The sequence below is a fragment of the Arthrobacter sp. UNC362MFTsu5.1 genome, from assembly GCF_000685965.1.
Classification (GTDB): domain Bacteria; phylum Actinomycetota; class Actinomycetes; order Actinomycetales; family Micrococcaceae; genus Arthrobacter.
Genome location: NZ_JMLE01000003.1, coordinates 137,609 through 161,072 on the forward strand (window position 1 = coordinate 137,609; position 23,464 = coordinate 161,072).

Below are 23,464 nucleotides of genomic sequence, written 5' to 3' on the forward strand. Positions count from 1 at the left end.
CCGCGCACAGCCGCGCCAGCGGCCGCCGCCCCCCAACCCAAAGGACTTGAACATGACGGAAACCCCGCGACCCTCGCTTGCCCTCCTGGGCCTCGGCCCCATGGGCGGCCCCATGGCCCGCCGACTGCTCGACCAAGGCGGCGGCCTCACCGTCTGGAACCGGACCTCCGCGAAAGTCGAACCCTTGGTTGGGCTGGGTGCGCGCGGTGCCACGTCGCCCGCGGACGCCGCGGCCGACGTCGTTCTTACCGTTCTGCCAGACCTGGAGCAGGTCGAATCGCTGTTGCCTGGACCGGATGGATTGCTGGCAGGCTGGTCGGCCAAGGGCATTGCCCGCCCCATCCTCGTAGTTCATGGCACCGTGTCGCCCATCGCCGTCGCGGCCTTTGCAGAACGCCTGCTTCGTGATCACGGGGTCACGGTCCTTGATGCGCCGGTCAGTGGTGGCACCGTCGGCGCGGAGAACGGAGCCCTCAGCATCATGGTGGGTGGCGACCAGGCAACGGCCCACTCCGTGGAGCCCGTCTTCGCCGCCATGGGCACCACGGTCCGGTACATGGGACCGAGCGGATCGGGGGCGCTCGCCAAGGCCTGCAATCAAATCGTCGTCGCCGCCACCGTGACCGCGGTCTCCGAGGCCATGCTGCTTGCCGGCAAGGGAGGCATTGACCTTTCAGTGATGCTGGAGCTGCTTCAGGGCGGGCTAGCCGATTCCGCTGTGCTCCGGCAAAAGGGCTACCGGTGGATCAGTAACGATTTCGACGGCGGCGGCAGCGCCCGGAACCAGCTCAAAGACCTGGGCTTCATTCGGGACGCGGCGTCATCAGGAGGCCTGGAACTGCCGCTGACCAGTACGGTAACGGGGCTGTTCGGCGAGATGGTGACCCAGGGTGACGGCGCCCTCGACCACACGGGCATCCACGGCACCCTCGCGCGCCGGTCGCAGGAGTCGGCCGGATCGGCTGCACAGCTGTAGCCACGGGGTGCGGGCAGCCGCCTAAACAACGTCAGCTTGTCAACTGCGTCAGCTTGGGCTGGCGTTCGGTTAGAGGCGGAGTTCCATAAAAACGCTGTTGGGATCCAGGGAGTAGCCGGCAAAGGGAGGGCACTCAGTGAATCCGTTGCGGACGTACAGGCGCCGCGCGGGCGCGAAATAGTCCTCGGTTCCGGTCTCAAGATAGATGCGCTCGAAGTCCCGGGACCTGGCGGCGTCCAGGATGTGCCGGAGCATCAGGGTGGCGACGCCCCGCCCCCGCGCGCTTGCTGTGGTGCGCATGGACTTGATTTCGCCGTATCTGGCCGGGCCGTGCTTCGCTGATTCGTGCTCGGCTGAGCCGGGCGGGGAATCGAGGACCTTGAGCGCGCCGCAGCCCAGGAGCTCGCCGTCCTCGCGGGCCGTCCAGAACGTGATGGACGGAGCGGACAGCGCTGAATGGTCGAGTGCGTGCACGCTTTCGGCCGGCGAGGTGGCGAACATGTCTGCCAGGTGCTCGCTTAGGAGTTGGCTGACGTCCTCCCGTGCGGGGTCGTCCTGGTCAATGTGGATCATCGCCCCAAATTTACCGGCGGTCCGAGCCACTATGAAAACCGCCACAGCGCCCTGCCCGTCCGGAAAGATACAGTGTCACCGTGAACATTGCCTTGGCCCCGGATGGCGCCGCGCTGGCGTGGACCGAGCAGGGCCACGGGGAGCCGCTGCTGCTGATCGCCGGGCAGGCAACGGCCATGGACGGCTGGGGGCCAACCGCGGAGGCGCTGGCCGAACATTTCCGGGTCATCCGCTTCGACCACCGGGGAATCGGCAGAAGCAGCGACGGCGACGCCGACCGGTACACCACCAGGTTCCTGGCCGCCGATGCCGCCGCCGTCCTGGCTGCCGCCGGCGCCGAACGCGCCCATGTGTACGGTCACTCGATGGGTGGCAGGATCGCCCAGTGGCTCGCCATTGATCATCCACAACGTGTCCGCGCGCTGGTCCTGGCCGCGACGAGCGGCGGGAAGCTGGCCGGGGCGGAGCCCTCCCGGGAAGCCATGGACGCGCTGGTCAGCGGCGATGCCGGCCGGCTGGCGGCGTTGTTCTTCGATCCCGCATGGGCGGCGGACCACCCCGACGCCGTCCGCGTCTTCTTCAATTCGCGGGCGTCCGCCTGGGCGAAATCCCGCCACTTCCGCGCCAGCCGGGAACACGATGCCTGGAGCCGGCTGGCGTCCGTCCAGTCACCAACGCTCATCCTCCACGGCACCGCAGATCCGTTGACTCCGCTGCAGAATGCCGTCCGGATGCACGGGCACATCCGCCGCTCCACGCTGGTCAGGGTTCCCGGCGCCGGCCACGGCCTTCACCTGGACCGTCCCGAAACCATCCAGTGGATCCGGCAATTCATCACGGCTCATCACGGCAAAACCGTCACCGTAAAAGCACCGCAGTAAAACGCCGCCGCGCCATGCAGCCAGCGGTATTTTTTGGAAACTGGCATAAAAAATATAAGTGTGTATGGTACTGGGTAAGCACAACACATTGAAAGGTGTGATTCCAATGTCGGGAAAATCGCCCAGAAGCGCTGACGCCAAAAAATCGGGAAAATCTATTCTCGAAAAGCGTGCTGATAAAAAAGCCAAAAATGAAACTAGTGAAATCCAGTTCATCAAGCCGCGGAAGAACCAGCGCTAACATCCTGCGGGCGGCCGAACGGGAGACTCCTAGCCCCCGTCGGCTGCCCGCGCCACTCGCCGCATTGGTGCCTTTCAACCCGTTCAGTTCCAAGGACAAGACCATGAACACTCCCTGCAACGCACTGATCGTCCCGGCCCGCCTCACCCAGCCGGTGCGCATCGAAGCCGTGAATACGGACATGGCCGCACTGCAGAAACTGATTGCGGGAAACATCGGATCCATCACGGGCGCAGACTGGCATGTCTTCCTGAATGACGAGGGAAGCCGCATGCCCCAGAACCCCAGGGCCGAGGTGCTCATCCGTGAGGCCGGCGTCGATATCCACGACTGTGTTTACGGCACAGCGGTATTTCTTGGCCACACAAAGTATGTTCAGGAATCGGATGTTCCGCGCCATATAATTCTTCTGGCTGAGCACCTTTTCGAACTTCCGCTGGCTGCTTGATCAGCAAAGTATATAAATTAGTGGATTAGCATAATTGCGTTTGTTGGGAAATGATTTCGTCGAGTTGGATCTTTGTTTCGTCCCAGAACAATTCTGCTGATCAAAAAAACCACGAAACCGGACGACGGAGGGTAACGCCCCCGCCGTCGCCCGGTTCACCACGCCACTGTCCTCGCGGGGACGCTGACCGGGGTCTCCGAAAGGGGCCGGCGACAGCAGGCCAGCCAGCCCGGCAACTCGGCTGACTACGCCGCCGAGTTCGGAATAACAACCAGGCCGTCGGCGACGAGCCTGCCGTCGTGGATGACGGTGCGGTCGGTGCCGCGGTCCATAACCGTGCTGGTGACCGTCTCGCCGTCGACCAAGACGATATCGGCCCGATCCCCCGGAGCCATCCCAGGCCGATGGTCCGGACTGGTGAGCCGCTCGACGCTGCGGTCCATGATGGACGCGCCTCCAATGGTGGCGATCGCAGCACAGTGCTCGATCAGCCGGTCCTTGCGGAGCCGGTGTGTGAAGGCCAGCTGCCAGGCGCGGTCGAGCATGTCGCAGTTGCCGTACGGGCTCCAGTAGTCCCGCTGGCCGTCCTCGCCCAAACCGATGCGTATTCCGGCCTCGGTCAGGCGGGCCAGGTCGAACTGCGTGCCGCCGGTGGCCGGGGCGACCGTCGCCCACGCGACGTCCAACTCGCCCATCTGCTCCACCAGCCGGGCCGTCACATCGGGGTGGACGTTGGCCAGATCGTAGGCATGGGACAGCGAGACGCGTCCTTCCATACCCAGTGCGCGAATGCGTTCGAAGACGAGTTCCGCGCTGAAGACGCCCAGGTGGCCCGGCTCGTGCAGGTGAATGTCGATGTCCACTCCGTACTTCTCCGCCAGGCCGAACACGATATCCAGGTGGCGCACGGGGTCACGGTCGAGCTGGCACGGGTCAATGCCGCCGATGGTTGTCGCGCCCGCACGCAGGGCCTCTTCGAGGAGCGGAACAGTGCCGTGCTCGAGCAGCAGCCCGGCCTGGGGAAAAGCCATTACCTCCACGTCGGCAGCGTGGGCGAAGCGCTCCTTCGCAGCCAGCACCGCCTCGAACCGCTCAAGCTTGCAGTCCACGTCGATCTGCGCATAGGAGCGGACGCGCGTGGTGCCCCGGGCAATCATTCGCTCCAGCGTTCCCGCCACGACATCTTTGTAGGGAATGGGGGTGTCGCGCCAGTTTTCACGGTCATTGCACATCATGTTCCACACACCCGGGGAGCCGGTGTGCTCCCGGAAGGGCAGCCCGATCCGCGTCGAATCGAGGTGGACGTGTACGTCGGTAAACGCGGGCAGTGCGATTCGCCCGCGTCCGTCGACCGTCCCGCCAACGGCGTCGGCACCCTCGACGGCGGTCCCTGCCGTGTGTACGGCGGCAATCCTCCCCTCGCGAACCTCGAGGTCTACGGTGTCCCCGCCCCAGGGGCGGACATTGGTGATGAGCATGGTTCATTCCTTTCGACTGGGAAGTTGACGACGGCGGGGAGGGCTCCGGTCCGCGGGGTCCGGCGCCCTCCCACAGCAGCATGTACTAGAAGTGGAAAGCAACCTGTGCGATGACTGCCGCGGCAAGGAAGCTCGCAGTGAATGTCAGCAGGGCGACGATGACAATCTTCCAGCTCAATGAGCGCAGCGCCTTCACATCACGGCCCAGCGACATGCCTATGAGTGCAATCATGGGCAAACCCGCGAAGAGGACATTGATGTGCTGCGTGGTGGAAGCGATAAAGGGACCGAAGGGCAGGAACGTTGCCGAGGCAATGGTGGCCAGGGCCAGAACCCAGATGCTGGAAGGAACTGCCGGCACGAGCTTCGCAAGGACCAGGGCGACGGCGGTCAGCGCAAGCAGGATGAGCACGCCGACAACATCCAGCGGCCGCGCTGAACCGGTGCCGAGGGCGTTCAGCAGGACGCCGGCAACTCCGGTGGCGGCGAACGCGATGAGCCACGTCCTCGGCGTCCTGACAACAGCGGGGTCCGCTTCGATCCCGTTGACGTCCACTGTTTCAGTGCCGGATGCATCCTCCGCGTCCATCGCCGCACTGCCCGGGCGCAGTGAGCTCGAGCCGCCCGTTTGGGTCGTGGCAGCAGCGCCCACCAGGGCGCCGCGGCGGACGCGGCGGCCGAGGTCGTCCCGTCCGAAGATGCGGGACCACATCTTGTAGAGCTTTTGGCACATGGGCAGTGCGATAAAGACGCCGGCGTAGAAACCGACGATGTTGGTGACCAGATTGGAGAGGGCGGCGAGGGCCATGATCTCGCCGGCCATCTCCGGGTACAGGATGGACAGTGCGCCCACGCCGCCGAGCATCATGGAAGCGGATCCGAGTCCCAGCCCCAGTGCGAGGGCTCGGGGATCAAAGAATCCCAGGCCGCCGAGGAGACCTGCCAAGAGCGAAATGAACACGGCGCCGAAGACGCTGCCCAGTACCCAGACAGCAAACACGCCCCGGTACTCGGGGGAGCGGACGCCGAAGCGCTGGATGGCGAAAGCGAGGTAGGACTCACGGTCGATCGACCACGTGGCGCCGATCGCGGTGCGGCCCAGGCCCAGCGCCACGGCGACTGGAAGGGCAAGGATCACCGTGCCCACCACATGGCCCACTTCCTGCAGCAGGATCGCTGGGCCGATGTTGGTGAACTTCGTCAGTGACGGGCCGATCTGCGTGCCGAGGCCTGCCAGGAAGAAGACGATGGACACGTCCATTAGATGTGTGGAGACTGCACGGGCGCGCCCTCCGATGGGTTTCCATCTCTGGACTCCGAGGAATCCGCCGATAAGCACAGTCCACAGGATCGGCATCAGAACGATGGCGGCCGGGCCGAGATGGAATTTGTGGGTCCCGATCATGATGGCGACGGCACAGACAGCAGTGGAGACCGCGATCATCGCGAACCACAGGGCTGGCCGGGCACGGAAAGTACGTGACGGTACCGCGTCCACTAGGACGGATACGGAGCCGCCTGTGGTCTTCGCTTCATTGCGCATGGCGCAGGCCTTTCGAGGGGGATGGGGTCAGGACAAAGACTTCTCGCATTTCGCTGAACCGAGCCTTTGGTATACCAAATGACTGTATACTCGGACTCATTGAGAGGCAAGTCACATTTTCGGCAGTCCACCAAGGAGCACGATGTACACGAAAATTTCCGCCCGCTATGTTCTTGGGTTCGACGGAACCCAGCACACACTCATCGCGGACGGCGAAGTGGTCTTCGACGGAGATTCCATCGTTTTCGTCGGACGCAACTACGACGGTCCCGTCGATGAGGAACGCGACTATGGCCAGAGCCTGGCCATGCCCGGCCTGATTGACCTGGACGCCCTCGCCGACATCGACCACCTCATCCTGGACTCGTGGCCTTCCTCCGATGTAGCCGCCGGCCACCTGTGGTCAAGCGACTACTTCGCCAACCGCCGCCGGGACGTGTTCACTCCGGCGGAGCGCGCCACGGTCCGCGAATTCGCCCTCGCGCAGCTGGCACTGCACGGCATCACCACCTACATGCCCATCGCTTCAGAGATCCACAGCGCCTGGGCTGAAGGGCTCGAGGAGCTCGTGGAAATGGCCGAGACCAGCCGGCGGATTGGACTGCGCGGCTACCTTGGGCCCTCCTACCGATCGGGGGTCCATGTCAGCGCGGCGGCCGGCGGACGCGAAGTCCACTTTGACGAAGCCCGCGGTTTGGCCGGGCTTCGCGACGCGGAACGCTTCCTGGACCACACCGCTGGCCTCGCCGATCCGCTTGTCACCGGCGTCCTGCTGCCCTGCCGCATTGAAACGCTGTCAGAAGACCTCATGCGCGAGACGGCGCGGATCGCCCGGGAGCGGGACGTGATTGTCCGGCTCCATAGCCTCCAGTCCCCCCTCGAGGATGAGCTTCTGCAGCGCTCCGCGGGGAGCGGCGTGCTGGAACTGCTCGAAACCACAGGCCTGTTCGGCACCCGCCTCCTCATCCCGCACGGAGTGGTGATCGACGCCAAGGACCCCGCCGCGTCCGCTCCCGGAGGCCCCCTTGACCTGCTTTCCCGTCATGGCGTCAGCATTGTTCACTGCCCGCTGACCTCCTTCCGCTACCAGAAGCAGCTTGTTTCGTTTGACCGTTTCCGTGCGGCAGGCGTCAACCTGTGCCTGGGCAGTGACTCGTTCCCGCCGGACCTGGTGCGCGGCATGGACGTCGGCATGCACCTGACCCGGCTCGTCGAGGAGCGGCCGGACGCCGGGAGCCTGGCGGACTACTTCGATGCCGCCACTCTCGGCGGCGCCAGGGCACTGGGGCGGGCCGACCTGGGGAAGCTGGCACCCGGCATGCAGGCCGACATCACGGTAGTTTCGCTGGGGCATTTCGGCGACGGCGTGGTCGAAGATCCGCTGCGCACGCTGGTGCTCAACGGCACGGCACGCCAAGTGACTGACACGTTCGTAGCGGGGCGCCCCGTGGTGGTGGACGGCGGTCTGCCCGGGATGGACCTCGGCGCGCTGCGGGCTGACGGGCAGCGGCTCTTCGACCGGATGACGGCGGCCTACTCGGAGAGGGACCTCCTGCGCCGGGAGCGCAGCGAACTGTTCCCGCCCACGTATCCGCACGCGGAAATTACCGCTCGGGCCCACGTGGGTTGAGGGCTGTTCCCGGCACTCCCAGTCACAGCACCCTCTTGGCTTGGTATACCAAAACGAGTAGTGTTAGTGCGTACGGGGCTCTCCGGCATCCTGTGGGGGATGCTGATCCGCCCCTCCTCGACCGCGATTTTGACCCCCTGACTCCGGCGCCCGCACTGCTGCGGAGCGGCCCCTTCCCCCTGGAGAAACTATGTGCCTGCACGACCACACCCCGGCTGCCCTTCCTCCCGCCGCAGTTCCGCGCCGCGGCATCCTCGCCGGGGCCGCAGCCCTCGCCGGAATCTCGCTGGCGGGCCTGGCAGCCCAGCTGGGAACCGCCCCCGCGGCTAAGGCCGCCGGCAACGCAGCGAGCTTCGGCTACCCCGGGCACCCCGCTTCACCCCAGCCCTTGATCATCGAGGGGGGCACCATCGTGGACCCCAAGACCGGCGATGCAGTGGCAGACGGTGTCCTTGTGCTGGAAGGTGGCAAAGTCACAGCGGTTGGCACCCGCGACGAAACCCGCCGTGCCGTAGCCGCCCTTGCCGGCCAAGCCCGCACCTTCAACGCTTCCGGACGCTGGGTCCTTCCCGGCCTCATCGACGTGCATGTCCACGCGAACGCGCTGTCGGATGCACGTGCCATCCTGCAGGGCGGAGCCACCAGTGTCAGGAGTGGCTCAAGCAGCTTCTACCAGGACGTCGCCCTCGCTGCCCTGCCCGCCTGGGCCGCCGGCGCCTCGCCCCGGATGAGCCCCGCGGGCCTGTTCATCTCACCCGAGCTGGGGGACTCCCTCCTCGCTGACCCGGACCTGGCACCGCTCGCAGCCCTGTCAGGGGGAGTGACCGAACCAACCGACCTCGCCTACCTCACCCGGGTCAACCTGAAACGCGGCGCCCAGGTGATCAAGACAAGGGCCAACCCCCGGGCGGGCCTGCCGGAGCAGGACCCCCGCGAACTGGTCTACAACTTCGAGCAGCTGTCCGCGGTGGTCAAGGCCGCAGGCAAAGCAGGCGTGCTGTGCCATGCCTACAGCGCGGAAGGGATCGACGGCGCGGTCCGGGCCGGTGTGCGCAGCATCGAGCACGGTGTCTTCGTCAGCGAAGAGACCATCTCCCGGATGGCCGGCCAGGGGACCTACTTCACTCCCACCTTGGATGCCATCACCAGCATGGCAGGCTCCGCAAACCCCATCCTTGCCGCCCGGGGCAAGGAGTACACACCCATCATCAAGGCGGCCGTAAAAGCCGCCCACGAAGCCGGAGTCACCGTCGTCGCAGGCACGGACTCCTTCGGATCCGACGTGACACCGATCGGCACGGAGGTGCGCCTGTTGACCGAGGCTGGGCTTTCGCCGCTGGACGCCTTGCGGGCCGCGACGGTAAATGCCGCCGCCCTGCTCGGTTGGAGTGAGAACGCGGGAAGGCTGGTGCGCGGTTCCTTCGCTGACGCCGTCATCGTGGACTCTGATCCCTTGACCAGCGGCACGGCCCTGGAAGAAATCCGGGCTGTGGTGGCGCAGGGAGTCCTCGTCCGGAACAACCTCTAATCCGCACCGGGAAAAGCCATCATGACACTGATTCTCAAAGCCTCCGAGCTCCAGGCCCTGGCCGACATGCCCGGGACCATCGCCGCCGTCGAACGCGTATTCGCCGGTCTCAGCCGGGGAACTGCTGTTCAGCCGGCACCGGATTCCCTTCTCCTGCCGTCCTCGGACGCGCGGTTCCTGCCGATGGCGGCGCTGTCCGGCGCCGAGGAGCTGGCTTCGGTGAAGCTGCTGGCGGACATCCCGGCCAACCATGAGTCCGGCCTGCCCACCCAGCGCTCCACCATCATGCTTGTCTCCCAGCTGACCGGCGAGACCCTGGCCATCCTGGACGGCAAAGTCCCCACCCGGGTCCGCACGGCCGCTGCCAGCGCCGTGGCCACCAAGCTCCTTGCGAGGCCGGGCAGCACCACCTTGGGACTCGTCGGCGCAGGCGCCCTGGCCGTGGCCCATGTGGAAGCGATGCTGGCCGTGCTTCCGATTGAGAACGTGGTGGTGTGGTCCCGGTCAGCGGACACGGTTGCCGCCTTCTGCAGCGAGGTTTCCCACTACGGCCTCACCGTCACGCTTGCGTCCAGCGTCCAAGAAGTCGTGGAGGCTGCCGATGTGCTGTGCACGCTCACGCCGGCCGTTGAGCCGCTGGTCAAGGGCGAGTGGTTCAAGCCCGGGCAGCATGTGAACGCCGTCGGATCCCGTCCCCGGGCGGACCACCGGGAGATTGATTCCGCCGGTATGGTGCGGGCGAGGGTTTTTGTGGACAACCTGGCCACTGCCCGGGCAAAGTCCGGCGGCCTGATCATCCCTGTGACCGAAGGTGTCATGAGCTTCGAGGACGTGGAAGCCGAGCTTGGCGACGTGGCCGCGGGCACAAGAGCAGGACGCCTTGGCGATGAGGACGTAACCTTGTTCAACTCGGTGGGAATCGGTCTGCAGGACCTTGCCATCGGGCGGCTCCTCTACGACGCTGCGCTCAAACAGGGCGTTGGCACCCGCGTGGCGCTGAATAACTGAGAGACCGCGGACTTCAGGCGCCGCAGCACAACGGAGGCATGAATGACAGTCCAGGCGGAACCCGCATCCTCGGCTGACACTGCCCGGGCGCGGATCCGGGAGCTGATCATCTCAGGTGACTTCGCGCCGGGATCCCGGCTCCGGGAACGCGAGCTGTCCCAGACGCTGGCTGTATCCCGGGTGCCCGTGCGCGAAGCCCTGCAGCAGCTGGAGGCCGAAGGCTTCATTGACGCCTCGCCACGCCGTGGCGCCACCGTCAAGCAGATCACCCTGCGCGACGTCAACGAGCTCTTTGACGTGCGGCTCAGCCTGGAGGTCCTGGCTGCGCGCCTCGCCGCCCAGGCCGCCGCGAGGGGGCAGTCGTCGGCCGGGCTGCAGCAGATCATGGACCAGGCGGAGGACGCAACGCTGCGCCATGACCACGCGCAGATACCGTTGATCAACACGGCCCTGCACGCAGAGATCGTCGCACTGGGCGGCAACTCGCTGCTGGAGTACTCCATGAAGCCCCTGCTGGGCAGGATGCAGTGGCTCTTTACCCTGACCGGGCACCGTGACCCCCAGGTTCAGTGCGCCGAGCACCTTAGCCTGTGCAAGGCCATATACGACGGGAAGGCGGAGCTGGCGGCGGCGCTGGCCTATGCGCATGTGGAGTTGGGCCGCGAACCGTCGCTCCAGGGGCTGGCCGGCCGCCTGCCTGAAAGCTGACCGAACGCAAACGGACGACGGCGGAATGTCCCGCCGTCGTCCGTTCACTTTGGAGCAAGCTCCTTGTCAGTGCCAGAGTCCCAGGGCGAACTCTGCGATTACCGTGGAGAGGAGGAAGGACGCCGTGATGGCCACGAGCCCCACGGGGATGATCTTCCAGCCGATGTTCTTCAGCAGCGGAATGTCCTTGCCCAGCGACAGGCCGGCGAGCGTCAGCATCACGGTGGCGATGGACAGGAAGTCCACGGTCTTGATGGCGGCCGTCAGGGGCCCCGCGGCGAAGAACCATGGGCTCGAAACGTACGCGCCGATGGTGGTGATGTACACGATGGCCGAAATCTTGCGGGTGACCTTCGCCAGCCCGATGCTGAGCAGGACCAGGGCCAGCATGATGCCGTACCCGGCCACAATGGACAGGCTGAACCCCTTCGCCGCCACCGACGCCGTGCCGATCCCCAGGACCGTCAGGACTGACAACGAGAGCCAGAGGGGCAACCTGATGGCCGCCGACGACTCTGCAACGCGCTCGCGGAACAGCCGGTTCTCCTCCGCCTGGGCAGCTTCCCGGTCAATGTCGGCAGCCGAACGTTCGGCAGGCGCTCCGGCCGTCACGGCAGCGGCTTCGCGCGCCGTCTGTTTGCGGGTAAGGGCTTTGTAGAACTTGTCGGCCAGCGGCAGCGCGATGTAGATGCCTACGTAGACGCCCAGGACGGTGGTGATCAGGTTGGACACGGCCGCCATGCCCAGGATGGCTTCCTGGTCAGCCGGGTAGGCGGCCACGATGCTGGCCGCGGAGGCCGCCATCATGGAACCGGATCCCACGCCGGCGCCCATGGCCAGGGCCAGGGGATCGAAGATCTTCCAGTTGGCCACCAAGGAAGTCAGGAGCGTGATGAACACCGCGCCGAACAGCGTCCCGAAGACGTACATGGCCAGCACACCGCGGTACTGGTCCGAGTCCGGGCCGTATTTCTCGGAAACCATGGCGAAGGACGGCTCGCGGTCCAGCGAGAACGTGGCGCCCACGGTCGCTTTGCCCATCCGGAGCAGGACGGCCAGGGGGAGCGCCAGCACGATGGTGCCCAGCAGGTGGCCCACCTCCTGGAGGAGCAACGCCGGACCCGCCTTAAGCAGGGTGGGCAGGCTGGGCCCGATGTTGAAGGCCAGCCGGGCCACCAGCAGCAGCACGGCGACGCCCACCAGGGCGGCCGCAACGCGCTGCAGGTCCAGGCCAAGCGGCTTGAACTTCTGGACCGACACCAGCAGGCCCAGAATGAGGCCCCACACCATGGGGAAGATGATGATCGAGCCGATCCCGACGTCGATCTTGGCCTGCCCGATGAACTGGACCGCCAGCGCAATGACGAAGGCCAGGGCGGCAATCGGGAGGGTCAGCTTGGTGCCGGCCTTGTCCGTCCGCGCCGTTCTAGTAGTGCTGCTCATGATGTGCCTTCCTGGGTGAAAGTACGACGGCGGTATGCCGCTTTGGTGAAGCGTTCCCGTTCTGCGGGTGTTGAGGCTGCCGCGGCGACGGTCCAGGCCAGCGCGGTGGCGGCCTCGAACATCACCCCGTACGCCTCCGGAGTGTTCGCCAGTGCGGCGAACGCGTGGGAGTGGATGGGGACATCGGCGCCCGGAATGCTGAGCCACGGATGCAGGGACGGGATGACCTGGGAAATGTTGCCCATGTCCGTGGAGCCTCCGCTGAGGCCGGACGAGCGGGAGGTGTCCTTGCCGAACGCGTGCATGGCATCGGTCCAGTGCGCGGCGAGGGCGTCGTCCTGGAGCAGCGGCTCATAGAGCGGTTCGGTGGCCTCGATGGCGAGCGTGGTTCCGGTGGCCAGCGCCGCCCCTTCGAAGCAGCGGCGGACCCGCTCCAGCAGCGCCTCGTATTCCGGCAGCGTGAACGCCCGGCACTCGAACTGCACCACCGCCCGTTCCGGAATGATGTTGGTGACGTGTCCGGCCTCGGCCACGAAGCAGGCGATGCGGTGGTCCGCCGGGATCTGCTGGCGGAGCAGACCGATGGCCACCTGGCTAAGCACGGCGGCATCCGCTGCATTGATGCCCTGATGCGGGGCTGCCGCAGCGTGCGCGGCCTTTCCCGTGAAAGTTGCCTTGTACCGTCCCACGGCCTGGGCGCTGGTGCCTGCCGGGTTGTAGGTGAGCCCGTCCTGGACGGGATGGACCATCAAAGCCAGCCCCACGCCGTCGAACGCTCCCTGTTCCAGCATGAGCACCTTGCCGCCGCCGTGCTCCTCGGCCGGCGTGCCGATGGCCTTCAGCGTGATGCCCAGCTCGTCCGCGTAGGGACGCAGGGCAAGGGCTGCAGCCACCGAGGCGCCTGCGATCAGGTTGTGCCCGCACGCGTGCCCAATGTCCGGGAGGGCATCATATTCCACGCACAGCGCCACGGTCAGCCCGCCGCTGCCGGCGCTCGCGGTGAATGCCGTGGGCAGCCCGCCGGTGCCGCGTTCCACCTCGAAGCCGCCCTCCTCCAACAGCTTTGCGATCGCTTCAGCCGAGCGGACCTCCTCGAAGGAGATTTCCTTGTGGGCGTGGATTTCCTGCGCCAGCGCCTGGACTTGGGGTTTCCAGCGTTCGACGGCGTCCGCAACTGCCGTGCGGAGCGTCGCCGAGGCGGTGGAGTTTGTGGTTTCCATGAGTCTCCTAGTAGGACAGCGACGGGAAGGGAGAGCCCGCTGCGCGGGTGGGAACCCAGATGGCCTTGGTCTGGGTGTATTCGTCCAGCACGCCGGGGCCGGAGGAGCGGCCGTGGCCGGAATCGCCGAATCCGCCGAACGGGACTGCCACGTGGATGGTCTTGTAGGAGTTGATCCAGAACGTGCCGGCCTTCACCTCGCGGGCAACGTGGTGGGCGCGGGACACGTCCGAGGTCCAGACGGCACCGGCCAGGCCGAAGTTGGTGTTGTTGGCCCGGGCGATGGCTTCGGCTTCGGTATCGAACGCGTCCGCGCCCACGACGGGACCGAAGACTTCGGTGGTTTCGAGCCGGTTCGCGGGGGTGACGCCGTCCAGAAGGGTGGGCATGACCCAGTGGCCGCCGGCCAGGTCGGACCCGGCCAGCGCCTCCGGAAGCGTGGCCCCGGTAACCCGGCGGCCGCCGTCGTGCATTCCGGCCTCGATGAGCGAGGTGACTGTGGCGAACTGCTGGGCGGTGATGATGGGACCCACCTCGGTGTCCGGGCTCAGGGGATCGCCGACGCGCAGCCGCGCGGCCTTCGCGGCCACCAGCTCGACAAACCGGGCGTGCACGCTGCGCTCCACCAGGAGCCGGGACCCGGCGACGCAGGACTGGCCGGCACCGGAGAAGATGGCGGAGATGGCGCCGTCCGCGGCGCGGTCCAGGTCGGCGTCGGCGAACACGATGTTGGCGCTCTTGCCGCCGAGTTCCAGCAGAGCGGGGATCCCGGCCTGCGCGGCAGCGACGGCCACGCGGCGGCCGGTGGGGACGGAACCGATGAAGCTGACTTTGCCCACGCGCCGGTCGGTGGTGAGGGTGGCGCCGACGGTCTGTCCCAGCCCGGCGGCGACGTTGAAGACGCCTGCCGGAAGTCCGGCTTCGTGGGCGATCTGGGCTAGCCGGACCGACGAGGCCGGGGTGAACTCGCTGGGCTTGATGATCACGGCGTTGCCGGCCGCGAGCGGTGCTGCGGAGTTCCAGCCGGCGGTGAACAGGGGAGCGTTCCACGGCGTGATGGCCACAACCACGCCCCAAGGCACGCGCTCGGTGTAGGTGTGCCAGTTGCCGGGGACGGGGATGGTCTGACCGGTCAGCTTGTCCGCCCAGCCGGCGTAGTAGCCGAACATTTCGGCCACCTTGGCGGCTTCCACCCGGGCGTCGCGGATGGGCTTGCCGGTGGTGGCGGACTCGAGGATGGCCAGCTCTTCGGCGTGCCGTTCGACGGCGGTGCTGACGTTGCGGAGGATGGCTGCCCGCTCGAAACCGTTCAGGGCTCCCCAAACCGTTGCGCCCGCCGTCGAGCTTTCCAGGATGGCGTTGGCGCCCTCGGTGCCGGGGTCCGCGTAGGTGGCAAAAGGTTCACCGGTGGCAGCGGCGGTGAGCCTGATGCTCTCGCCGCTTCCGGTGACGACTTTGCCGTCAAGGAAGGCGCCGAAGCCGTTCGGGAAGGCGGCGTCAAGGACGGCGCGGGCAGTGGCTGCCGAGGAGGTGGTGGGTGCTGTGGTGATGCTCAATGTGGTGTTCCTTTGGGGCTGAGGGCTGGAGGGGTTCAGGCGACGGCGGCCGTGCCGGGTGCGCCGGCGGGGGTGATGGCGGGGGCGACGGTCCTGGCGATTTCGGTGAAGTCCGCGCGCGGTCCGAGGGCGTCCAGGGCGTCCTGCCACTGGCTGGCGACGGCTCCCAGCAAGGACGGGTTTTCGCCGATCTGCCTGGCGACGTCCACTGCAAGGGCGGCATCCCTGGCCATCAGGCCGAGGGAAAACCCTGAATCGTGCGTGCCGGTCAGCACCCAGTTGGGGTACATGTTGGCGGAGACTTTGCTGCCGCCGGAGGCTTCGCTGATGCTGGCCGCCGCCGTGGCGGGATCGATGCCGTAGGCCTTGGCGACGCCGAGGGCCTCGCCGACCGAGACCAGGTTGGCCGCGGCCAGGACGTTGTTGAGGAGCTTGACCACGTTGCCGCTGCCGGGGCCGCCGATGTGGCTGAACTTGCCGCCGGTGAGGGCGAGCAGGACGGGCTCGGCAGCTTGGAGGGCGGCATCCGTTGCTCCGACGAAGGCACTCAGGGATCCGGCTGCGGCGCCGTCGCGACCGCCGGAAACCGGGGCATCCACGAAGGCCGCGCCCTGTTTTTCGGCAAGGTCGGCCATCTGTTTGCTGGTGGCGGGCTCGGAGGTGGTGGTGTCGATGATTGCGACCGTTCCCGGCTTTGCCAGGAGTTGGGGAACGGTGGCTTCCACGATGCTGGCTGCCGGCAGGGAGAGGACGGCGTAGGGGGTTCCGGCGACGTCCTCCAGGCTCGCGGTGGTGGCGATGCCGGCGGCCGAGGCGGCGGCCCGGGCTGCCTCGGAAGGGTCGAATCCGGTGACGGCCCAGCCGGTTTTGTGCAGCGTGGCGGCCATTGCTCCACCCATGGCTCCAAGGCCAATGACGGCTATGCGGCGGTCTGTGCTGGTGTTCATGAACTGCTCCTGGAATATGCGTGTGGAGGTGTGTCGTGCGTGCGTGGAATGTTTGGTGCCAAGGGCATGCGGTCAGTCGAGGTAGATGTCCAGGTCTTTCCACAGCTGCTGGGTGCGGCGGATGGCGGCGCGGCTTCGTTCGGGATGTGCCGCCTCCATGCCCGCGAGCAGCCCGTAGACCACCGAATTTGCCGCGGTCACCGACTGGAAGAAGGAGATGCCTTCGGAGGCCACAATGAGTAGGTGGTCAGCAGCGGCGGCAAGGCGGCCGCGGCGCATGTCGCTGATGGCAATGACCGTGGCGCCTGCTTGTTTGGCGGCTTCGGCGGTGACGATGATCTGCCGAATGGAGCGCCACATGTTGATGACTACCAGGACATCGCCTGCACCAAGGGTGTTGGTGCTGGAAGCCAGGTGGACGCCGCCACGGTTCTCCAGGGCGATGGGGTAGCCCATGGTGGAACCCAGGTGAGCCATCACACTGGCGGGCCCGGCGAAGGATCCAAGCCCGACGACGGTGATGGACTTGGCAGCGGCCATGGCCGCAATGGCGGCCTCGGCGTCGTCTCCTGTGTTGGAGTCCAGGGTCAGGCGCAAGTTCTCGATGTCATGGTTGAGCGCGTCATGGAGCGGGCTGCGGTGTTCGCCGTGTTCCGTCAGGGTGTCCTCGGTGGAGATCATCACGAGGTACCGCGAGCGTAGTTCCCGCTGGAGATCGGGCCAGCCGCGGTATCCCAAGTGCTGGGCTGTGCGGACCACCGTGGAGTTGTTGACGTCTGCCCGCTGGGCAATCTCGGCAATGTCGGCGTACGAGGAGAGTTGCGGATTGCGGGTGATGACATCCACTACCCGGCTCTGGGCTTTGGACAGCGGCACGTCCGGAAGGGCGTCGCCGAGCCATGCCGGGGAAACACTTCCGGAGCCCGGGGCGCCGGCGGCGCCGGCATCAAAATCGACCGCATTGGTGTTCAAGTCCGGACCTCTTCTGTAATGCACATCACTCTGCAAGGCTGATTGCATCAAATCTACTATGCAATTCTGTTTGCGAAAAGGTTTTTTGGTTTCCGGCTTGTAAAACCTCATTGTGGTCAGCGCCTAACAGGGCCACGATGAGCGTATGGATGCTGAAACACCTCAGGTTGAGGACACGAAGGACATGGAGTTGAGCCTTCCCGAGGCTTTCCTTCTTTTGGCGACGAACGACGCGGACGGCGATCCCGAAGTGCCGGCCTACATTCTCAGGACCACGTTGGCGGGCGCAATACTGGCCGAACTGGAAGTCGTCGGCGCGGTCGGGCTGCAGGGGAAGCACGTCGGCGCTACCGGCGCCGCGCTGCAAACGGACTTCGAACACCAGTTGGAGCTCATCCGTCACAAGTCCCGGCCACACACTCCCAAGCGCTGGGTGTCCATGCTGGAGGGCCGCGCTGAAGTGCAGCGCGTGTACGAGGGGATGGCCTCCCGTGGCATCGTCGATCACGTTGGTGAAAAGCACTTGGGCGTGTTCACGACTGTGCGGTATCCGGAGAAAGACCACGCGCCTGAGGCGGCCATCCGGCAGAAGGTCCAGGCCGCCCTCGGACTTAAGCCGTCAGTTGCAACGCCGCCCGAGACCGAGGCGCCCGAAGTGGAGCCCGCAGACTCGAAACCGACGGATGCGAGGACCGAGGCCCTTATCGCCCTGCTTGAAGCGGCCGGGCTGCTCGACAGAATGTTTCCGGAGGCTGACCGGGACCTGCCCAGAAGCCTGGCAAAGGACTACTGGCCGGCCCGTGCTGTGGCGGACGAACTGCGCATGATCAGGATGGCGGAGGCAGAAGCAATGACCTAGGTCCGCCCTACCCGCCGGCGGGCTGGAACAGCTCCACCACGTTGCCGGCCGGATCCACCAGCAGGATCTGCTGACCGCCCGGGCCTTTGACGATGTCGTTTCGGAACGTGACGCCCGCGGCGCGCAGCCGGTCCACTTCGGCCGCGATGTCGCCCACGATGAGGTGGATCCGGTTCCATCCGCCAGGTGCCGGCACGGCTCCGTCCGGCATCGGCCGGCCTGCCGAACTGGCCGGCCCGCTCAGCAGGAGCCTCAGCTGGCCCCGGGCGACGTCGGCGAACGCCGGTGCGGCGCTCATCCTGAGGGTGAATCCGAGGTGCTTGGTGTAGAAGTCGACCGCCGCCTCGACGTCGTCAACCATGTAACGGACGCTGACCATGTCCGAGTTGTCGTTGGGCATTTTCTGGCTCCTTCGCGAAGTGGCCCCCTTCCACCATTGTTCGGCAGCCGGTTGGTTCGCGCTACCCAGGCGCGGTGCGTCGGGGTGCGGAAAACCAGCCGGGCTCCGTGGCGCCGTCCGGCGTGTCATAGACCGATCCACAGACGGGCATAGACTTGTAGCGTTTCCGCAGGAATCGCGGACCTGTGAGATCCCACTGGAGGCATCATGGCCGAGAATGAGGCCCGCAAGACAACCATCGAGGACGTCGCCCGGGCGGCCGGAGTCTCCAGGGCTGCCGTCTCCAAAGTTCTGCGCAACGCCTACGGCGTGAGTCCCGCAATGAAGCTCCGCGTGGACAAGGCCATCGAGGAACTCAACTATCGGCCCAGCGTCGCCGCCCGGGCCATGCGCGGGTCGAGCTACACGCTGGGCATCGAGATTCCGGACTTCGGGAACCAGTTTTTTACCAGGGTCCTGAGGGGTGCCTCCCGGGCGCTCGCCGGCACCAACTACCAGTTGATCATTGCTCCCGCCGAAGAGGGAATGAGGCAGGGGTACCGTGCCATCGAGGCGCTGCTGGACCAGCGGGTTGACGGGCTCATCGCCGTCTCGCCGCTGGTCAGCCAGGAGTGGCTTGAACGCGCGGCCGTGCAGACTCCCATCGTGATGTTCGGCCGTCACGATGAGTCGCCCTACTACGACACGGTCGCGGGTGACGACTCGGCAGGGACGGCGGCCCTGATGCAGCATTTGTTCGACCTTGGCCACCAGCGCATCGCGCACCTGACGATCAACGCCCTCTCCAGCGCGGCCCGGTCGCCCCATGACATCAGGCTCACCACCTACGAGAAGTGCATGGTGGACGCCGGCCTGGCCGGCAACATCCGCGTGATCCGCTGCGGTGAAGGATTGGATCCGTCCTATGAGGCGGCCAGGGACATGCTGGACGAGGGACCGGCCCCGACGGCGATCGTGGCCGGCCATGACGAGCTGGCCCTCGGCGCCCTTCGCGCAGTGATGGAACGGGGCCTGCCCATCTCGGTTGCCGGGTACGACGACGTTCCGCTCGCAGGGCACCCCCTGGTGTCGCTCACATCCGTCAGTCAGCCGGGTGAAGACATGGGGGCGCGGGCCGTGGAAATGCTCCTGGAGCGGCTGGCCGGACGGGACGTCGCTGAGCATGAGACGTACGCGCCCGAGTTGCGGCCCCGGAAAACCACGTATCCACCTGCCAGGGAGTCCTGACAGCGGGCCCGCCTACGCCACGGAACCGGACGGGTGGATGGTCCACCCGCCCGTCGTCACGGAATGCGTCACCAGGCACGGGCCGGCGGCACGGTGGCCCGCCATGGCGAGGGTAGTTCCCGCCGGCACGTCCACATGCGTCACGGCCGGATCAGCGTGGATGGTGATTTCACCCTGGGGGACCGGGATCACGGCCGCCGCCCACGCAAGGGATCCCAGTGCGGGCCGGACGCGGAACTCAGCCCAGCCGTCTTCCGTGGGTTCGGCTCCCAGCACAATTTGCGGAAGCAGCGCGGCAGGCCCTGAACTCCAGGCATGGCAGAGGCTCTTGCCGAAGGGCCGCCCATACATTTCGTAGCTGCCCTCGCCCGGTGAGGCGAACTCTTCCCAAAAGCTGCGGGCACCGGCGTCGAGCATTCCTCCCCAGAGTTCCCGAACGCGGGCGACGGCGGTCTCGGCTTCCCCGGTCATCGCCAGTGCGCGCAGCGCAAAGCTGGTCATGAAGGGTGTCCCGGCCCGGTGGGTGCCCAGAAGCGAGGCACGAACTCCCGCTCCGGGCCTGCCCTGTGAGAGTCCGCTCAGGACGGCAAGCATGTTGGCATACGGGGAGGAGATCGAATCCCCGTCGAAATATTCGCGCCACCCCTGGGCATCTTCGTCCCATGCGTGCTCCATGAGGGTCTCGCGCAGCGTCTCGGCGAGGGCGGCCCAGCGGCGGCTGCCGTCGTGTCCGGCTTGGGCAAGGACGTCGGCGGCACTCCGGAGTGCCCAGAACCACAGCACCTGGAGGGGAGTGAAGGTCCGTCCAGGCTCAATCGAGACGCCCCAGTCGATGAACACGCCGCCGTCGGACGCGTCGGCGAACGAGTCAGGCTCGTCGCCCGGACGGAAAATCCCGTCCTTGCCACAATGCCCCGCCAGGTACTCGGTGAAACGGTGGATTTGATGCTTCTCCCTCGCCACATACTCGGCGTCGCCGAAGAACCGTACGTACGAAGCTGTATTGATCAGCCACCACAGGGAGTAGTCGGAGATGCCGTTGATGAATCCGTGCCGCGGCTGGCCCAGAGCCACCAGTCCGTCCCGGACTATCCCGGCGTCGGCAAAGGCATATGCGTTGGAGAGCGTGTTGAGGGCCTGATCACCCATCCATGGCATCCGGTCGCGCTTGATGCCGTCCAGCATCAGTCCGTTCATGCAGAGCCGGAGGGTGTAGGCGCTGACATCCCAGATGCGATTGATCTTTTCGTCTGAACAGACAAACGCGCCGCGGCGCGGGACGGGGTGGGCTGATGCCTCGACCGTGACGTCGTGGACCGTTGCGCCACGGACAACGACGTGGCGGAAGCCGAGTTCATGGACCGTCGTCCAGCGCCCGTCCGCCAGCTGAACCACGTCGCGCCGGGATTCGCCGTCCGCGTCCGGTGACAGGGCCTCCTCGACCGATTCGCCGGTGGAAATCCCTGGCACACCCTCGCAGCTGACAACAGGGCGTCCGAGCACCGGCGCGCTCAGGGAAAAGAGGTTCCAGTCCCCGCCGGAACCGGCCGGGTGCGGCCGCACTTCCGCCACGGGCGCGTTTTCGAGGTGCGGCGGAACACCCGCACCTCCCGGGCGTTCGACGGCGGGACTCCAGTGTTGTGCCTCGTCGGCGCCGTTCCTGTGCCCGGTTTGCGCTTCCCACCGAGCTGCCGGGGGCAGCAGATGGCCGTCCAGCGCGGCGAAGGTTGCAGGCTGTCCTTCGCGGGCCTGCACCTTCACCAGCAGCCGTCGTGAGCCGGCAGGCAAACGAACGGAGTAGTCACCGTCGGCGGTCCTCGCTGTGGAGGCAAGCTCTCCGTCGACCACGCAGGCGAGCGCGTCGTTGCTCCGCAGGATCATGGTGCCCTCGGCACCGCATAACGGTGTACGGAAGAGCGCCTGGTGGTGGATCAGGCCGTAATTCCGCGCGTAGTGGACGTGCTTGTTGGCAGCGAAGCCGTCATGGACGAGCCGGTCGAGGAGGCCCAGCTCGTACTGGCCGCGGACGTAAAACCATGCGGTTCCGGGGCCCGCGTTGGGCGAGGGAGCATCCGGAAGCGCGTCGGCGGAACCAGCGCGTGCGGCTGCCCTGACATCCGCTGCGGAGAGTGGGCGGAAGGAATGCAGCGTCAGCGGTTCGGTCATCCTGGGTTCTCCTCCTGGGAGCTCGCTCCGGGCTACTAAACGATGACCCGGGACAAACGTAGAGCGATCTACACTATAGTCGAGGCAGTCCGGCAGGCAAGGGGGGCATCCACTTTTTGAATGATCCGCCACAGCCCTTGCGTCTCAAATGTGATCTGGCTAATATCAAATGTAGATCGCTCTACACAGTCGATATCCGGCTGGAGCGAAGGCCAGAAGGTTTGAAACGTTCCACAAGGCGGCAGTGAAGCCGCCTCGAACCCAGGAGATACGAATGAAGAGCTTTACTCGGCGCTTGGCGCCAGCGGCCGCCGGGGCTATGGCCCTGGGACTGGCACTCACTGGCTGCTCCGGCAGCAGCGGGAACGCCAACCAGACCACCATCACGTGGCTGGTGGACAACGGCGAGAGCACCGTCTCAGCCGCAGAACAGATCGTTGAGGACTTCCAGGCGGCCAACCCCGGCATCAAAGTGGATCTGGAGACCCGGCCGCAGGGCGGAGACGGGGACAACCTGATAAAGACCCGCCTTTCCACCGGCGACATGGCGGACGTGTTCTCCTACAACACCGGCTCGCTGTTCCAGCAGATCAGCCCGCAGCAGAACCTCACCCCCATCACCAACGAGCCGTACATTGCCAAGGTGTCCGAGACGTTCAAACCGACCGTAACGGCGGGCAGCGACATCTATGGCGTTCCGGTCGGAACCGGCTTTGCGGGTGCCGTGCTGTACAACAAGAAGGTCTACGAGAAGCTCGGACTGTCCGTTCCGAAGACCTGGGACCAGTTCATGGAGAACAGCCGGAAAATCAAGGACTCCGGTGTCGCTCCGATCCTGCAGAGCTACCAGGCCACCTGGTCGTCCCAGCTGTTTGTCCTCGGCGATTTCGCCAACGTAGCCAAGGCTTCGCCGAACTTCGCCGCTGACTACACAGCCAACAAGACCAAGTACTCCACTGATCCGGCAGCCTTCAAGGGCTTCCAGCACCAGGAGGAGGCAGCGAAGGCGGGCCTGTTCAACGAGGACTTCGCCTCGACCACGTATGAGGAGGCGCTGCAGAAGCTCGTGGACGGCGAAGGGGCGCAGTACCCGATCCTCAGCAGCTCCCTGACGGCGATCCAGCTCACCTTCCCGGAAAAGATCAATGACATCGGATTGTTTCCGCTTCCCGGCGACGACGCCTCCAAGAACGCCCTGACCGTGTGGCTGCCCGGCGGTGCCTACACGCCGAAGACCAGCAAGCATCCCGAGGAAGCCAAGAAACTGCTGGCCTTCATTGCCAGCAAGGCGGGCTGCGACGCGGTGACGAAGGCGGTTGGCGTTAGCGGACCGTATCTCGTGGACGACTGCGAACTTCCGGCTGAAGTACCCGCTGCGGTCAAGGACATGCTTCCGTACTTCGAGGACCCGGCGAAGAACAGCCCTGCCCTCGAGTTCCTTTCTCCCGTCAAGGGCCCCTCGCTTGAGCAGATCACCGTTGAGGTCGGTTCCGGTATCCGTTCCGCGAAGGACGGCGCTGCCCTCTATGACGAGGACGTCACCAAGCAGGCCAAGCAGTTGAACCTGCCCGGCTGGAACTGATCCCAGGACCCCCTGCCGTCCGGGCCGCCACCCGGCCCGGACGGCGATCGGAGACTCACCACCATGACTACACATACGA

20 protein-coding genes are annotated in these 23,464 nt (G+C 66.0%); 10 read left to right on the forward strand and 10 right to left on the reverse strand.

The genetic code is table 11. From position 1 onward, the window contains the following. Positions 1–52 precede the first annotated feature (52 nt). Positions 53–976: an NAD(P)-dependent oxidoreductase gene (locus BS38_RS0104905; protein ID WP_043437692.1), complete on the forward strand. Its 924-nt coding sequence runs from the start codon at positions 53–55 to the stop codon at positions 974–976. Positions 977–1,045: 69 nt separating this feature from the next. Here the strand turns inward: BS38_RS0104905 and BS38_RS0104910 are convergent, their stop codons facing one another. Continuing rightward, positions 1,046–1,549 carry a GNAT family N-acetyltransferase gene (locus BS38_RS0104910; protein ID WP_028269775.1) on the reverse strand — a complete coding sequence of 168 codons (504 nt, stop codon included), beginning with the start codon at positions 1,547–1,549 and terminating at the stop codon, positions 1,046–1,048. Between the two features lie 80 nt (positions 1,550–1,629). Here BS38_RS0104910 and BS38_RS24440 point away from each other — a divergent pair, with 80 nt between their 5' ends. Together BS38_RS24440 and BS38_RS0104920 are read left to right on the forward strand one after the other, a co-directional pair. Further along, positions 1,630–2,430 (forward strand): alpha/beta fold hydrolase, encoded by an 801-nt coding sequence (locus BS38_RS24440; protein WP_043437695.1) that lies wholly within the window; start codon positions 1,630–1,632, stop codon positions 2,428–2,430. A 344-nt stretch (positions 2,431–2,774) separates the two neighbouring features. After that, complete coding sequence (locus tag BS38_RS0104920) at positions 2,775–3,119, forward strand: DUF3846 domain-containing protein (protein WP_028269776.1); 345 nt, start codon at positions 2,775–2,777, stop codon at positions 3,117–3,119. Positions 3,120–3,364: 245 nt separating this feature from the next. On the opposite strand, the gene BS38_RS0104925 is transcribed toward BS38_RS0104920, so the two are convergent. Both BS38_RS0104925 and BS38_RS0104930 read right to left on the reverse strand, forming a co-directional pair. Then, on the reverse strand, positions 3,365–4,597 hold the full coding sequence (locus tag BS38_RS0104925) for an amidohydrolase family protein (RefSeq protein ID WP_028269777.1): 1,233 nt from the start codon (positions 4,595–4,597) through the stop codon (positions 3,365–3,367). Between the two features lie 85 nt (positions 4,598–4,682). Next, positions 4,683–6,140 carry a DUF3100 domain-containing protein gene (locus tag BS38_RS0104930; RefSeq protein WP_231511082.1) on the reverse strand — a complete coding sequence of 486 codons (1,458 nt, stop codon included), beginning with the start codon at positions 6,138–6,140 and terminating at the stop codon, positions 4,683–4,685. Positions 6,141–6,282: 142 nt separating this feature from the next. Here BS38_RS0104930 and BS38_RS0104935 point away from each other — a divergent pair, with 142 nt between their 5' ends. The 4 genes from BS38_RS0104935 to BS38_RS0104950 all read left to right on the forward strand — a co-directional run bounded on the left by BS38_RS0104935 (position 6,283) and on the right by BS38_RS0104950 (position 11,014). Then, the gene (locus BS38_RS0104935; protein ID WP_028269779.1) at positions 6,283–7,770 is read left to right on the forward strand and encodes an amidohydrolase family protein; all 1,488 of its coding nucleotides are present in this window, start codon (positions 6,283–6,285) and stop codon (positions 7,768–7,770) included. 190 nt (positions 7,771–7,960) lie between these two features. Next, positions 7,961–9,298 carry an amidohydrolase family protein gene (locus tag BS38_RS0104940; protein ID WP_028269780.1) on the forward strand — a complete coding sequence of 446 codons (1,338 nt, stop codon included), beginning with the start codon at positions 7,961–7,963 and terminating at the stop codon, positions 9,296–9,298. A gap of 21 nt (positions 9,299–9,319) precedes the next feature. Continuing rightward, complete coding sequence (locus BS38_RS0104945) at positions 9,320–10,306, forward strand: ornithine cyclodeaminase family protein (protein ID WP_028269781.1); 987 nt, start codon at positions 9,320–9,322, stop codon at positions 10,304–10,306. Between the two features lie 42 nt (positions 10,307–10,348). Beyond that, entirely contained in the window at positions 10,349–11,014 is a 666-nt protein-coding gene (locus tag BS38_RS0104950) for a GntR family transcriptional regulator (protein WP_028269782.1), read from the forward strand. Between the two features lie 66 nt (positions 11,015–11,080). On the opposite strand, the gene BS38_RS0104955 is transcribed toward BS38_RS0104950, so the two are convergent. The 5 genes from BS38_RS0104955 to BS38_RS0104975 all read right to left on the reverse strand — a co-directional run bounded on the left by BS38_RS0104955 (position 11,081) and on the right by BS38_RS0104975 (position 17,151). After that, complete coding sequence (locus BS38_RS0104955) at positions 11,081–12,457, reverse strand: DUF3100 domain-containing protein (RefSeq protein WP_028269783.1); 1,377 nt, start codon at positions 12,455–12,457, stop codon at positions 11,081–11,083. Beyond that, entirely contained in the window at positions 12,454–13,677 is a 1,224-nt protein-coding gene (locus BS38_RS0104960; protein ID WP_028269784.1) for an amidohydrolase, read from the reverse strand. Before BS38_RS0104960 ends, BS38_RS0104955 begins: the two co-directional genes overlap by 4 nt. 7 nt (positions 13,678–13,684) lie before the next feature. After that, complete coding sequence (locus tag BS38_RS0104965; RefSeq protein ID WP_028269785.1) at positions 13,685–15,232, reverse strand: aldehyde dehydrogenase family protein; 1,548 nt, start codon at positions 15,230–15,232, stop codon at positions 13,685–13,687. Between the two features lie 35 nt (positions 15,233–15,267). Continuing rightward, positions 15,268–16,179, reverse strand: a complete 912-nt coding sequence (locus tag BS38_RS0104970; protein WP_028269786.1) for an NAD(P)-dependent oxidoreductase — start codon at positions 16,177–16,179, stop codon at positions 15,268–15,270. Between the two features lie 72 nt (positions 16,180–16,251). Further along, positions 16,252–17,151 (reverse strand): MurR/RpiR family transcriptional regulator, encoded by a 900-nt coding sequence (locus tag BS38_RS0104975; protein ID WP_028269787.1) that lies wholly within the window; start codon positions 17,149–17,151, stop codon positions 16,252–16,254. Positions 17,152–17,296: 145 nt separating this feature from the next. Here BS38_RS0104975 and BS38_RS0104980 point away from each other — a divergent pair, with 145 nt between their 5' ends. Then, a complete protein-coding gene (locus BS38_RS0104980; protein WP_028269788.1) occupies positions 17,297–18,010 on the forward strand; it encodes a GOLPH3/VPS74 family protein in 714 nt (237 codons plus the stop codon). A 7-nt stretch (positions 18,011–18,017) separates the two neighbouring features. Here the strand turns inward: BS38_RS0104980 and BS38_RS0104985 are convergent, their stop codons facing one another. Continuing rightward, positions 18,018–18,410 carry a VOC family protein gene (locus tag BS38_RS0104985; protein WP_028269789.1) on the reverse strand — a complete coding sequence of 131 codons (393 nt, stop codon included), beginning with the start codon at positions 18,408–18,410 and terminating at the stop codon, positions 18,018–18,020. A gap of 207 nt (positions 18,411–18,617) precedes the next feature. Here BS38_RS0104985 and BS38_RS0104990 point away from each other — a divergent pair, with 207 nt between their 5' ends. Beyond that, entirely contained in the window at positions 18,618–19,637 is a 1,020-nt protein-coding gene (locus BS38_RS0104990) for a LacI family DNA-binding transcriptional regulator (protein ID WP_028269790.1), read from the forward strand. Positions 19,638–19,649: 12 nt separating this feature from the next. Here BS38_RS0104990 and BS38_RS0104995 read toward each other — a convergent pair whose 3' ends face one another. Beyond that, entirely contained in the window at positions 19,650–21,803 is a 2,154-nt protein-coding gene (locus BS38_RS0104995) for an alpha-L-rhamnosidase-related protein (protein WP_028269791.1), read from the reverse strand. Between the two features lie 274 nt (positions 21,804–22,077). Between BS38_RS0104995 and BS38_RS0105000 the strand changes: the two genes are divergently transcribed. Continuing rightward, positions 22,078–23,385 (forward strand): ABC transporter substrate-binding protein, encoded by a 1,308-nt coding sequence (locus BS38_RS0105000; RefSeq protein ID WP_051628736.1) that lies wholly within the window; start codon positions 22,078–22,080, stop codon positions 23,383–23,385. The last annotated feature ends 79 nt before the right edge of the window (positions 23,386–23,464 follow it).